The following is a 14,109-nucleotide window of genomic DNA, read 5'->3' as shown; positions in this document are numbered from 1 at the left end:
GGAGTGGGGGGAGTGGGGGAGAAATTTCATTCTTCATTCTTCATTCTTCATTCTTCATTCTTCATTCTTCATTCTTCATTCTTCATTCTTCATTCTTCATTCTTCATTCTTCATTCTTCATTCTTCATTCTTCTGATAGCGTAGCGTGGCGTTAGCCATACTTCTGAATGGGCGCAGGCCCTGCGCCCCTACCTCCTGAACTCCTGTTAAATGGGTGTTACCCAATATTTGATTCCTTGGACAATTTTTTGTTGTAATCCAAATTTGGGTAAATCATCTTCACTCCAGCCTAAATAAGTCCAATGGGGAAGATCACTAACTACAGTTTGAAACCAGCCATTTTCATTTAAAGCCTGTCTTTGGGCTGATGTTGATACTTGTAAATCAATTGCTAATCCCCACAGATGTTGTGATGTGCCAGGGGGGGCAACTAATCCGAGAATTTTTGTTTCTTTTCCGGCTTTTACTTGTGCTAATGTTTCGCTATTTGCGTATTTATTCCAAAATCTTAAATTGGTGGCAAAATTGCGAAGACAATCTCCAGCGTAACCTGATTTTAAAGGAATGGTTGCTAAACTTTTGGCTTGATTTAAAGCGGTGGCGGCTGTTTTTTGTAAATAACATTCTTGTGTGTCATTTACTAAAGCTATACTAATTGCATCCTGAAAAGATTGGGTTGCTGATTCGTTATCTAAAATCACTTTTTGTGGTAGGTTAATTCCTGGCTTTTGATTAATAAATACTGTCCCATAAGTACGCAGTAAAGTATATTCAAAAGTATCAATTTGGGGAATTGTGGGGATTTTTTTGGCGATTACTGCTAAGAAACGCTGTTGATCATCTAATTGCTGATTGGGAATAAATTGTGTATTTACAGATGTTGTTGGGCTATGACAAGGTATGTCGGAGTTAGTTATACAGTCTGTCCTGATTTGAGGGGTTTGTGTTGGCTGACTTTGGGAAATTTTGTGAATAGAGACTAAGCTAACACTAACAAAAATAATTATGGTCACAAATGCCGCTATTTTCAGAACTAGTTTCATGAAAATATTACTTGTTTTGAAAATTTCGATTTGATCATATCGCAAAATTTAGTTATTTTTTTGTATTATTAGGTTAATTACTTTCATGTTTAATCATTTTTATCAAGATAATGACTTTTAAAAACTCTCGCACTCAAACCTTAGTTATTTATGGCATACTAGGAGCGATCGCTCTGGTGATGCTATTTCCATTATTATGGCTGATCAGTACAGCCTTAAAATCACCAACGGAAAATATCTGGCAGTCACCACCCCAATTACTACCCAATCAACCAACATTAGAAAACTTCTCCAGAGTTTGGCAATCTCTACCTTTTGGAACTTATTTATACAATAGTATATTAGTATCAGTCTTAACAGTTGGTTTAAATTTGTTATTTTGTTCCTTAGCGGCTTACCCCTTGGCTAGACTATCATTTGTGGGCAGAAATGGAATTTTCATTGCCATTGTGTCCACAATTATGATTCCCTTCCAAATTGTCATGATTCCTTTATATATTTTAACAGTGCAACTAGGATTGCGAAATAGTTACTTAGGGATAATTTTTCCGAGTTTAGCATCTGCTTTTGGTATATTTTTACTCCGACAAGCTTTAATAAGTGTGCCAAAAGAAATTGAGGAAGCGGCTCGCTTAGATGGCAGTTCTGAGTTAGGATTATGGTGGTGCGTAATGCTACCTGCCATTCGCCCAGCCTTAATTACTTTGGCTATCTTTGTTTTTATTGGTGCTTGGAGTGACTTCTTGTGGCCTTTAATTGTCATTCAGGATGAAAGTTTGTATACTCTACCATTGGGGGTAGCTAAGTTAGCGGGAACATTTTCCTTAGATTGGCGGTTAGTGGCTGCTGGTTCAGTAATTTCTATTACTCCAGTGTTAGTATTATTTTTGTTTTTACAAAAATACATCGTCCCTACTGATACGGGGAGTGGAGTCAAGGGTTAAAAATGCAGATAAAAAAATGGCGTTGCTGATTAAGGGTATGAATTTTAGTCTCACGCAAAGGCGAGGCAGCGCGGTCTTGGGGGTTTCCCCCATGAGCGACTGCCGTAGCAAAGACGCAAAGGTAAGATTTTTAAAGGTTCAATTTGGAAATTTCATACCTCGATTCAGCAACGCCAAAAAAATCATCAAGCTTCTGAACCCCGGATATGGCAATCCTGGGAATATGCAAAAGCTATTCTCAACAATTCTACCTATATTTATCTCCTGACTCCTAGCATTTAGAAAAATGATCAATTCTCCATTACAGTTATTAGTTTTAAGCAATGGTCATGGGGAAGATATGATTGCTGTGCGGATTATTCAGGCTTTACAACAATTATCTTCTCCACCGGATATTTTTGCTTTACCAATAGTGGGTGAAGGACGTGCTTATCAAAAAATAGATATTCCTCTGATTGGTAAAGTGCGAACTATGCCTTCCGGTGGTTTTATTTATATGGATAGCCGTGAATTAATGCGTGATGTTGGCGGGGGTTTGGTGCAGTTGACTCTTAATCAAATTCAATCTATCCGCCGTTGGGTAAGTTCACAAACTAAGTTAGGTAATCAAAAGGCTGTTCTCGCTGTGGGGGATATTGTTCCTTTGCTGTTTGCAGCGATGAGTGGTGCTGATTATGCTTTTGTGGGGACGGCTAAATCAGAATATTATGTGCGTGACGCAATGGGATTGTTACCGAGGAAATCAAGGTCTGCATGGTGGGAAAATTTTTCTGGTTCGATTTACCATCCTTGGGAAAGGTGGTTGATGAGTCGTGGTCGTTGTCGGGCGGTGTTTCCTAGAGATTCTCTGACTACGGAAATTCTCAAAAAATGGTCAATTCCCGCTGTAGATGTGGGGAATCCCATGATGGATGGGTTACAGACAAGTTTGACTGCACAACAGTTCTATCGTCCTGATGCTGAACTCGAAGAGGTGATTCGTCCTTTTGTTGTGACTCTTTTGCCCGGTTCTCGTGCGCCGGAAGCTTACAATAATTGGGAAATCATCATGATTGCTGTATCAGCACTGATGGCTAGTTTACGACGACCAGATTCTTTATTTGGGGCTGCGGGGACGATGATTTTTTTAGGGGCGATCGCTCCTGGTCTAGATTGTAGTATTTTATCACAGAGTTTACATATCCAAGGTTGGCGACGGTGTGATCAATCTCCTTTACCAATTTCTGACCCCGATAGCTTGACTTTTCAACAAAAAAATTCTTACTTCATCTTGACCCAACAAGCCTATAATGATTGCCTGTATTTAGGTGATGTGGCGATCGCTATGGCTGGAACAGCAACGGAACAATTCATCGGTTTGGGAAAACCTGCGATCGCTATCCCTGGTAATGGTCCTCAATATAACCCCGGTTTTGCAGAAGCCCAAAGTCGGCTTTTAGGCATATCCCTCACCCTCGTCAACCAACCATCACAAGTTCTCCCAGCTATCCAATCTCTCCTCAAAAATCCTGACATCCTCCATGCGATCGCTGAAAATGGCATTCAACGCATGGGACGTGCAGGTGCAGCACAACGGATTGCAGAATGTTTACAAGTAAGGGTAATGGGTAATGGGTAATGGGTAATTTTCTTATCTCTTATCCATCTCCTGACTGGGCGCAGGCCCTGCGCCCCTACCTCATGACTCCTGACTCCTTAAACCACCAAACCGGAACGTAAAGCCCGAACTGCTGCTTGGGTACGATCATCAGCACAGAGTTTATTTAAAATATTGCGAACATGAGTTTTGACCGTACCTACAGTAATATATAACTTCTCGGCGATTTGTCCATTGCTGCAACCAGCCACAATCAATGCCAGAATTTCCAGTTCCCGTTGGGTGAGGGGGTAAGTTTCTAAAACTTGTTCATATTCTGTTTCTAGGGCTTCAATTTTGACAGTTTTCGGCTTATCAAATGATTGATGATCACCGGGGACACCTTGACGCATTTTCCGTAATACTATATTAGCGATCGCCGGATCAATCCAAGAGTTACCATGAAAAGTTGCTTGTACAGCCTCAATAAATTTATTAACACTTGTATCCTTCATATAATAAGAATCTGCGCCGGCGGCAAAGGCTGCCAAAACCACATTTTCTGAATTATTCATCGTCAAAATCAATATTTTGGTCTGCGATTGTCCTGTTTCCGCCTGATAACGTCTAAACTTGCGCGTCAGTTCAATCCCATCCATGTCGGGTAAACCGATATCTATCACAGCCACATCCGGTTTAGTTGTTTCTAGCAGTTTTAGTCCCAGATTCGCACTAGCTGCCTCACCCACCACCTTAAAACCGCCATGCAACTGCAATTCAGTTTTGAGTCCCATGCGCGTTAAATCATGATCTTCAATTAATAGAATGCTAATGTCACTCATTATTTATTACACCCATGATAATCAGATTACTTCTAAAGGAAGTATTACCAATAGCAAAAAGCTGATTAGTTATTTAAGAATTGTATTTAATTTATCCATCCCTCAGCATATATGATATGTGAAACAATGAACATCTATCAATAGGAATAGTAAATAATTGATTTTTGAATTTTCATAGCTGTAAAAATCTAGCTAAAGATATATAGATATTTCCCGCAAAACAAATGAAATTATTGAGACAAATCAGAAAAATTACAGTTATGGTACTATTACGAAATTTACTATGGATTCAACACAGCAGTTAGCAAATATGCGAGCATTACTATTATCACACTCTGCTATCAGACACCAAAAAAAACTTCTAACCCTGATATCTACGTTAAAAACGTAAGTAGGTGAACACAATAAAACCAAACTGTGTAAAGAAATGTAAAATCACCTAAACCCTCTTGCCTTGCCATAACGACAATTTTCAACGCCAACCTACTTATTTATATGTGTGACGCAAATAATTTTTCACCTGATAATTATTACCAATGCTTAGACAAAAACACTTAAGCCAATGGTACATAATGTTTCCATGCAACTCTCACTAATGGGTGAGGACAGTTCATGAATTACTAATTTACAATCTTTTTAAGTGGATAAAGTATTTCTCTTACCTGGAAATAAATCTGCTCATTCACCAGAAAATCATGTTCATTATTTGTATAATCTAGAAACTGTAAAAACAGAAATGCTGAATATAAATCTGTATTGGACAGCCAGAAGAAAAACCGATGGAAGAGAATCTGAAAATCTTAGTTGTAGACGATGATCAGTCTAATGGCTCAATAGTAAGTCTAGCTCTGACCCAAACAGCTATTAGCATGGAAATTGATGAAGTTAAAGATGGGAATCATGCCTTTTTTGCCCTCATCAATAATCACTATGATTGCGTATTTTTTAACTATCACTTACCAAATCAAGATAGTTTCACATTAATCCATAAATTACAATCTTCAGGGATTAAAGTTCCGCTAGTAATTCTCATAGATGCAGACAATGAACAAATAGCCAGAGAGTTACTAAAATTAGGTGCTAGTGAGTATTTTCTTAAGTCTAGATTATCACCAGAAACCATAGCTCAAATCTTACGCAGTACCATCCGTGTATATCATGCTGAAATGCGGCTAGATTTAGCAAACCAACAGCTTAAAGAAAGTCGTGAACAACTAGTTTTACAGCAAAAAGAATTAACAGCACAACAGCAACATATTAAATATCAAAACTTTAAACTTTTAGAAATATCTAGCTTAAAATCACTATTTTTAGCCACCATATCCCATGAACTAAGAACTCCCATGAATGCAATTATTGGGTTTTCACAAATTCTCTTACGTCCCAAATTTGGTCAGTTGACAAATCAACAACTAGACATGGTAGAGAAAATTCTCAATAATGGCAAAGATCTACTGCTAAAAATTAATGAAATTCTGGATTTTTCTCAACTAGAATCCGGGAAATTAGAACTAAAGCCAGAAATATTGGATTTATCAAAAGTTGTGAGTCATGCAGTTACAAACATTCGTCCCTTAGCTGAAGCCAAAAATTTATCTTTGCTAGTTAAAATAGACCTAGAAAATACATTAGTATTTAATGATGCAGTACGATTACAACAAATTGTCATCAATTTACTTTCCAATGCTGTAAAGTTTACTGAGGCTGGGACTATTTGGGTAGAAATCCAAGAAACAACTCAAAATCAAGTTATAATAACGGTGAAAGATACAGGAATTGGTATTGCTTCTCAAGATTTTCAAAAAATTTTTGCAGCATTTCACCAAATTGATCAAGGTATTGGTCGTAAATATTCAGGTACAGGGTTAGGTTTAGCTATTATTGATTCACTGGTAGACATCATGGGAGGAAAAATAGATATCGAAAGTCAGTTAGGGGTAGGTTCAATATTTAAAATAAAATTACCACGAAAAATAAATTTAGCACCGGATTTAGGGAGTGTGGTCTTTAGTCCTCATCAAAATCCTTTTCATTCTGTACATTCTCCTCATAAAGCTTTAATCAATTATCCCCACTTAAAATTGTAGATTACTAAGAAATTAAATATGTCTAACTTGAAAGAATTCCGAATTTTGTGCGTTGATGATGTCCCAGATAATCTGACTTTAATGCGGACAATCTTAGAAAGCGAAGGCTATGAAGTTGATTCAGCAATGGATGGTAAAATAGCCTTAGAAAAAGTCATTAAGTCACCACCGGATTTAATTATCTTAGATGTGATGATGCCAGAAATAAATGGTTATGAAGTTACACAACAGATTCGGAATAATCCTGAAATCAACTATATTCCGATTTTACTACTGACAGCCCGTATTGAAGCTAGTGTGGTTGAAGGTTTAGATATCGGTGCTGATGATTTTCTTCGCAAACCCTTTGAGATTGAAGAATTATTAGCCAGAGTGCGATCGCTCCTAAGATTAAAGCACAGTATTGACGAACAACGCAAAATGACCCTACAGCGAGAAGACTTTGTTTCTCGTCTTACCCATGATTTACGTACTCCCCTAGTAGCTGCTAATCGAGTGCTGAATTTATTTCTGCAAGAAGTCTTTGGACAAATTCCTTCAGAAATGAAACAACCCATTAGTGTAATGATTCGCAGCAATCAAAATCTCCTAGAAATGGTGAATACATTACTAGAAGTTTACCGCTTTGAAGCTGGACAAAAAAATTTCTACTTTGAATCATGCAACTTAACCACAATTGCTACCGAGGTCATAAGTGAATTAGATCCCTTAGCACTGGAAAAAAACTTAACTTTGAAATTAGATACCCATGAATTAAGTCCAACAGACAATAATGGCGGCATAGTTAAAGGCGATCGCTTAGAATTAAGACGAGTATTCCATAACTTAATTGGTAATGCCATCAAATTCACGGATACAGGCAGTATAGAAATCCGCATTTTTGAAACCTTATCCCCAGCTAATCATTGCAGTAGTACCATCATCATCGAAGTTCAAGACACAGGTTATGGCATTGCACCAGAAGATCAAGAAACTATTTTTGAGCGCTTTCGTCAAGGTAAAAATAAAAGATCAGGTAGTGGTTTAGGACTACATCTTTGCAGCCGCATTATTGAAGCACACGGAGGTAAAATAGAACTTTCATCAGAAATCGGTAAAGGCAGCATATTCACAGTCAAACTCCCTAAAATTGCCGCATGATTATTAATGAATCTGTGGCACTTCTAAAACCGAGCATAGCTCAAATTTCCTCCCTAGAAATCGGTAGATAATTGCAGCCAACTCCTCAATCATATAAGGTTTAACGATGTAATCATCAAAACCAGCTTCAAGCATCCGTTTGTTATATTCAGCATCAGTTAAAACCGTCATAGCCACCACAGGAATATGACAAGTTAACGATTCTTGCTTAAGATACCGAATAAAATCTAGTCCATTCATCCCGGGTAAAAAAATATTCAATAAAATTAAATCAGGTTGATGTTCTTTAGCCATAAATACTGTTGTTGAACTTTCTTTTTGACAAATAGACTGACAACCAAGTAACTCAAGGGTATAACTCATCAGCAGTAGACTATCGTCATGATTTTCTACCACTAAAATCAAAGGCTGTTGATGTTGTTGATGTTGTTGCCGTTTCTCATCACTCATGAATGAATGCGCTAGATACATCTCGTCTCCAGGTCGTTAATGGGGAGTAGTCGTCTTTTTAGGCATAATTAGGCTTACTCGTAAATCCTTATTGGTTATTTATCTCAACCAATGCCAACAGGAAATAAAAATCCAGCTTTAATACCTTTAGCAGATATATTTTGATTATATGCAAAATCGTCAATAAATTTATTTAGAAAAATCAATAAATTCATAACCTCTCATTTCTATCAGAACTGAAGATTATTGTTACCCTGATTATCAGTATTTTAACTAATAACTACTAAATAAACTTGAGACTTAGACAAAGAAAAAATCATCATTCATAGATAGAAAATATTCAACATAATTCTTGCTTTTGACTCCTATTCCTAACTATAGGACTCCGGTTTGATTCTGTGAATTTTCCTGCGTAGGAAGGCAAGAGGATTTGAGAATATGAAGGTGTACCGAGTTTTGTATGGCTACGCCACGCAAGCTATCAAAAATCAAATAAGTAAGTAGGTGAACAGAAAAATTTAAAGGTATGTGAAGAAAAGTAAGTAGGTGAACACAATAAAACCAAACTGTGTAAAGAGATGTAAAACCGCCTAAACCCTCTTCACTCTTGCCTCTTGCCTCTTGCCTTGCCATAACGACAATTTTCAACGCCAACCTACTTAAAATCACTCAAAACTCTCTTCCTGTTCCCTGTTCCCTTGCCCCAAGGACAATTTTTAACGCCCACCTACTTATTTTGAGACACCATCAGCCAAAACCTTGCACTTTTTTGTGATAAAAATCCGCGAAAACCTTATTAATAAATGGTTTTAGCTTTATTTAGCAAGCCCTATATAGGTATAATATTATTTAGTTGACACTCCCCGGTCTAAAGACCTACGGTGTACACACAACCTTACTCACAGCGTGGCATCTAGGTTTGCTTTGGGTACTTATTCAGCAAACCCTATCTAGGAAAAATACAGAAAAACCCAGATCCCCGACTTCTTGAAGAAGTCGGGGATCTTAAAATCAAAATTTCAATTCTTTAGTTTATCTAAAATCACGTCTAAGTTATGAAATTCCCTTTCTAAGATAGAAGCAGCGATGGAAAATCGCCATAAATAACCACGACCTCATAGCCAACTGCTAGGGAAAAACTAATGTCAGTAACCCAGCCCTAAAGGGACTGGGCTTGCAAGAGTAATCGAGCAGTCCGTACTGACCAGACCACCCTGAGTTTACTCTCATGGTAGCCGTTATTTGAGTCACGACACCCACCGAATGCGTTGCCAGTTCCCTGCTCTGTCGCTTGTGATTAAACAGTTCTAAGGTAACAGGAACAGTGTTGCAAGCCCAACAAGCTCTTATAACAGGTCTAGGCTAACATTACCCCAGAAATGGGAGTTGGTTTCCAGATTCCAATCAAAAATCTGGTTTCAATTTTAATATCCACAGCGGTTAAAACCGCTCGTGTCGTTTCCCTCTCAGGGAGCCAAGCCACCCTCGTTTCCCACTTACCGGGTATTCTTATGACTCAAGAATCAGAATCTTTGGATTTGTCCACAGATAAAGCTTTAGATCGTGATTGTACAACATTATCCCGACACATCCTCCAACAACTACAGAGTTTTGGACCCGATGCCCAGGATTTAAGTGCGCTCATGAACCGCATCGCCTTAGCGGGTAAATTAGTTGCCCGTCGCTTGAGTCGCGCTGGTTTAATGGAAGGAGTTCTCGGATTCACTGGAGAAGTCAACATCCAAGGAGAATCCGTCAAAAAAATGGATGTTTACGCCAACGAAGTATTTATTTCCGTCTTCAACCAAAGCGGCTTAGTCTGTCGTCTCGCTTCCGAAGAAATGGAAAAACCCTACTATATCCCAGAAAACTGCCCCATCGGTCGTTATACCCTACTTTATGACCCCATTGACGGCTCATCCAACACAGATAACAATCTCAGTTTAGGTTCTATCTTTGCCATTCGTCAGCAAGAAGGAACAGATATTGATGGTGAAGCCAAGGATTTGCTTACCAATGGTCGCAAACAATTAGCCGCCGGATATATTCTTTATGGGCCCAGCACCATGCTGGTTTATACAATAGGTACAGGAGTACATTCCTTCATTCTTGATCCTAGCTTGGGTGAATTTATTCTCTGTCAAGAAAATATCAAAATGCCCAATCACGCCGCCACTTATAGCGTTAATGACGGCAACTTCTGGCAATGGGAAGAACCCTTTAGAGAATATATCCGTTATGTTCATCGCACCGAAGGCTATAGTTCCCGTTACAGTGGCGCAATGGTCAGCGATATTCACAGAATTTTATTACAGGGTGGAGTATTTCTGTACCCAGGAACACTACAAAAACCAGAAGGTAAATTACGTTTACTCTATGAAACCGCCCCTTTAGCATTTTTAATTGAACAAGCTGGAGGCGTAGCAACCACAGGAACAATGGATATTTTAGATGTCGTTCCCACCAAACTGCACCAACGCACCCCATTAATTATTGGTAGCAAGGAAAATGTAGCCAAAGTTATGTCTTTTATCAAAACAGGTAATTAGACAAAACCCTGATTAATTAAAAATCAAACTTCATGTTCTAGACTGAACAAATAAAAGAAAAAATAGTCGGTTTTAACCGACTTTAGCTATCAGACAGGGAATTTATTCCCTGGATTCTGGATTCTAAATTCTGGATTCTGAATTCTAATTCTGTACCCCATATACCTGCAACAATCAATCCGTGTCTTTTCTGTGTCATTCATGAACTCTTTAAAAGGCAAAGTCAAGCTATTCTCACCTGTAGAGGGAATTGGGGTAATTGGCAAAGATTAGAACCCCAATCCAAATCCAAATCCCAAATCCCAAATCTAAAATCTAAAATCTAAAATCCTATGGTCAGTTTGTTAGAAAATCCATTGCGTGCCGGTCTACAGCAGCAAGGGATGCCCGAACCACAAATAATTGTCATCTTTGGCGCGTCTGGAGACTTAACTTGGCGGAAGTTAGTCCCAGCATTATACAAATTGCGGAGAGAAAGACGGATTCCCGCAGAAACCACCATTGTGGGCGTAGCCCGTCGGGAATGGAGTCATGAATACTTCCGTGAGCAGATGCAAAAAGGCATGGAAGAAGCTCACGCTAGTGTAGAACTAGGTGAACTGTGGCAAGACTTTTCTCAAGGTTTATTTTACTGTCCTGGGAATATAGACGACCCAACCGGCTACCAAAAACTCAAAACCCTATTAGCCGAACTAGACGAGAAACGGGGAACACGCGGAAACCGGATGTTCTACCTTTCCGTCGCCCCCAACTTCTTCCCCGAAGCTATTAAGCAACTGGGGTTAGGAGGAATGCTAGATGATCCAGAAAAACATCGTTTAGTCATTGAAAAACCCTTTGGACGTGATTTAGCTTCCGCCCAAAACCTCAACCAAGTGGTCCAAAAGTTTTGTAAAGAAAATCAAGTCTATCGGATTGACCACTACTTAGGTAAAGAAACAGTCCAAAACTTGCTGGTTTTCCGCTTTGCTAATGCCATTTTTGAACCTTTGTGGAATCGGCAATTTGTTGACCACGTCCAAATCACCGTAGCCGAAACCGTAGGCGTGGAAGACCGGGCTGGCTATTATGAAAGCGCCGGCGCACTCCGGGATATGTTGCAAAACCACCTCATGCAGCTTTACTGTTTAACGGCAATGGAAGCACCTAACGCTATGGATGCTGATAGTATCCGTACAGAAAAAGTCAAGGTGCTACGAGCTACCCGTTTAGCTGATGTTCATGATTTATCAAAGTCAGCTATTCGAGGTCAGTACAGCGCTGGCTGGATGAAAGGACAACAGGTGGAAGGGTATCGAAATGAACCAGGAGTTAATCCTGAATCCACCACACCCACCTATGTGGCAATGAAGTTTTTAGTAGATAACTGGCGTTGGAAAGGTGTTCCTTTCTACCTGAGAACTGGCAAGCGGATGCCCAAAAAAGTTAGTGAAATTGCCATTCACTTCCGCGAAGTTCCCTCCAGAATGTTCCCCTCTGCATCCCAGCAAGCTAACCCCAACGTTTTGACCATGCGGATACAACCCAATGAAGGGATTTCCCTCCGGTTTGATGTAAAAATGCCCGGTGGTGATTTCCGCACCCGTTCCGTAGATATGGATTTCAGCTATGGTTCTTTTGGGATTTCAGCTACTTCTGATGCCTACGACCGCCTCTTTCTTGATTGTATGATGGGCGACCAAACTTTATTTACAAGAGCAGACGAAGTAGAAGCCGCTTGGCAAGTGGTTACACCTGCTTTATCTGTATGGGATTTACCCGCAGATCCTGCCACTGTCCCTCAGTATGAAGCAGGTACTTGGGAACCAGAAGAGGCAGAATTATTAATTAACCAAGACGGTCGCCGCTGGCGCAGACTGTAGAAATTTTAGATTTTAGATTTTAGATTTTGGATTGGGAATGGATGGGTTGGAAAAGAATTATTACCTATTAATTACTAACCATCACCTAACTTCTAATGCAAAATCTGAAAATCTTAAATCTTAAATCCAAAATCCAAAATCCAAAATCCAAAATAGACTATGATTTCCCAAGCACCAACAATTTATTCTTTGCAAGCCCCCAAAGATGTTTCCCTCACCGAAATTGAAGCAGAACTTACTAAAGTTTGGCAAAGTTACGGTATTCAGGGAGAAGACGGTGGTTTACCCGCTGCTACCCGCGCTACAACATTTACTTTGGTGGTTTACGAACCTGAAGAAACCCAGTATTTGTTAACTGCAACAGGTTTTTACAAGGGTCCTATTGATGGCATTCTCGGACCTCAAACTAAAACAGCATTGCAGGAATTACAAAAAAAGCACCATCTCTCAGAAACTGGTAGTGCAACACCAGAAACTCTCACTGCTTTGCGGCAAGAATATTTCCAAAATCAGCACACCGGACCAAATGGAGATAGTCATGGTGCCGCTATGGGCTATACTTTCAGTCCTACGAGTCCCACCATTGCGGACGAAATTGCCATCCGTAACCCCTGCCGGATCATTGCTTTATGTCCTGTGGCTGGGGATGATGAAGGGGTAAAGGCTCAAGTTTCTGCCTATTGCCCAATTCAAAAGCAGTCTTCTAGCACTCTTGTTTGCTGTGAATATATTACCCTCACTGGTACTGCTTGGGCATTAGAACGCATTGGGGGCATGATTCCCGCTTTATTAATCGGTGGTTTACCTAAGTTCCTCTGGTGGAAAGCTACACCGGATGCGGCTAACCCTTTGTTTAAACGATTAGCCGCAGTTTGCAATAATGTCATTGTTGATTCTTGCAACTTTAATACACCAGAAGATGATTTACTCAGTTTGCAAAAGTTAGTAGAATCTGGTGTACCTTTGGCTGATTTGAATTGGCGGCGGTTATCTGCGTGGCAGGAGTTGACAGCACAAGCTTATGATGCGCCTAATCGTCGGGCTGCTCTTAGAGAAATTGATCGTGTCAATATTGATTACGAAAAAGGTAATGCTGCTCAAGCGTTGTTGTATTTAGGTTGGTTAGCTAATCGCTTAGAATGGCAACCAGTTTCCTATAGACAGGAAAACGGTGATTATGACATCACTTCTGTGCAATTCCTGTCTCAAGACCAAAAACACATAGAAGTTGAGTTGGCAGGTGTTCCCATTGCTGATATTGGGGAAATTGTCGGCGATTTAATTGGTTTGCGGTTGAGTTCTACTAATATTCAAGCTAATTGTGGAACTGTGATTTGCTCGGAAACTGGCGGCTGTATGCGAATGGAAACTCATGGTGGCGCTCAGTCGTCTGGTTTGTTCCAACAGGTTACTTCTCTTGCGGAACAAAAGGCAGAGGCTTTGTTAAGTCAACAGGTGCAACGCTGGGGACGTGAGGCTTTATTTGAGGACAGTCTCATTGCAATTGGTAACACGATTAAGTTAGGTAAATAGTTAATGGTAATGGGTAATGGGTAAGTTGTCAGTTGTCAGTTGTCAGTCGTCAGTGGAAAATATTTTCCCCCTGCCCCCTGCCC

10 protein-coding genes are annotated in these 14,109 nt (G+C 39.7%); 7 read left to right on the top strand and 3 right to left on the bottom strand.

The features are described 5' to 3' along the window. Positions 1-206: 206 nt before the first annotated feature. Complete coding sequence (locus IQ228_RS09135; protein ID WP_193962696.1) at positions 207-1,043, bottom strand: D-alanyl-D-alanine carboxypeptidase family protein; 837 nt, start codon at positions 1,041-1,043, stop codon at positions 207-209. Positions 1,044-1,153: 110 nt separating this feature from the next. Between IQ228_RS09135 and IQ228_RS09130 the strand changes: the two genes are divergently transcribed. Together IQ228_RS09130 and IQ228_RS09125 are read left to right on the top strand one after the other, a co-directional pair. Then, the gene (locus IQ228_RS09130; RefSeq protein WP_039203551.1) at positions 1,154-1,987 is read left to right on the top strand and encodes a carbohydrate ABC transporter permease; all 834 of its coding nucleotides are present in this window, start codon (positions 1,154-1,156) and stop codon (positions 1,985-1,987) included. Between the two features lie 286 nt (positions 1,988-2,273). After that, entirely contained in the window at positions 2,274-3,605 is a 1,332-nt protein-coding gene (locus IQ228_RS09125) for a lipid-A-disaccharide synthase-related protein (RefSeq protein ID WP_193962695.1), read from the top strand. 77 nt (positions 3,606-3,682) lie between these two features. Here IQ228_RS09125 and IQ228_RS09120 read toward each other — a convergent pair whose 3' ends face one another. Continuing rightward, positions 3,683-4,405, bottom strand: coding sequence for a response regulator transcription factor (locus IQ228_RS09120; protein ID WP_027401882.1), 723 nt, complete (start codon positions 4,403-4,405; stop codon positions 3,683-3,685). 779 nt (positions 4,406-5,184) lie between these two features. Here IQ228_RS09120 and IQ228_RS09115 point away from each other — a divergent pair. Together IQ228_RS09115 and IQ228_RS09110 are read left to right on the top strand one after the other, a co-directional pair. Then, on the top strand, positions 5,185-6,492 hold the full coding sequence (locus tag IQ228_RS09115) for a hybrid sensor histidine kinase/response regulator (protein ID WP_027401881.1): 1,308 nt from the start codon (positions 5,185-5,187) through the stop codon (positions 6,490-6,492). An 18-nt stretch (positions 6,493-6,510) separates the two neighbouring features. Further along, a complete protein-coding gene (locus tag IQ228_RS09110; protein WP_193962694.1) occupies positions 6,511-7,632 on the top strand; it encodes a hybrid sensor histidine kinase/response regulator in 1,122 nt (373 codons plus the stop codon). 3 nt (positions 7,633-7,635) lie between these two features. On the opposite strand, the gene IQ228_RS09105 is transcribed toward IQ228_RS09110, so the two are convergent. After that, positions 7,636-8,103: a PleD family two-component system response regulator gene (locus IQ228_RS09105; RefSeq protein WP_039203561.1), complete on the bottom strand. Its 468-nt coding sequence runs from the start codon at positions 8,101-8,103 to the stop codon at positions 7,636-7,638. A gap of 1,490 nt (positions 8,104-9,593) precedes the next feature. Here IQ228_RS09105 and fbp point away from each other — a divergent pair. From fbp to opcA, 3 genes are all read left to right on the top strand, one after another. Next, positions 9,594-10,631, top strand: a complete 1,038-nt coding sequence (fbp, locus tag IQ228_RS09100) for a class 1 fructose-bisphosphatase (RefSeq protein ID WP_027401878.1) — start codon at positions 9,594-9,596, stop codon at positions 10,629-10,631. Positions 10,632-10,963: 332 nt separating this feature from the next. Continuing rightward, the gene (gene zwf / locus IQ228_RS09095) at positions 10,964-12,493 is read left to right on the top strand and encodes a glucose-6-phosphate dehydrogenase (protein ID WP_193962693.1); all 1,530 of its coding nucleotides are present in this window, start codon (positions 10,964-10,966) and stop codon (positions 12,491-12,493) included. 159 nt (positions 12,494-12,652) lie between these two features. Beyond that, positions 12,653-14,026: a glucose-6-phosphate dehydrogenase assembly protein OpcA gene (opcA, locus tag IQ228_RS09090; RefSeq protein ID WP_193962692.1), complete on the top strand. Its 1,374-nt coding sequence runs from the start codon at positions 12,653-12,655 to the stop codon at positions 14,024-14,026. Positions 14,027-14,109 lie beyond the last annotated feature (83 nt).

Origin of the sequence: Dolichospermum sp. LEGE 00246 (assembly GCF_015207865.1) — a bacterium.
Taxonomy (GTDB): domain Bacteria; phylum Cyanobacteriota; class Cyanobacteriia; order Cyanobacteriales; family Nostocaceae; genus Dolichospermum; species Dolichospermum heterosporum.
Note: the sequence above shows the minus strand (reverse complement) of the source record. Positions and strands in the feature narration are given on the sequence as shown.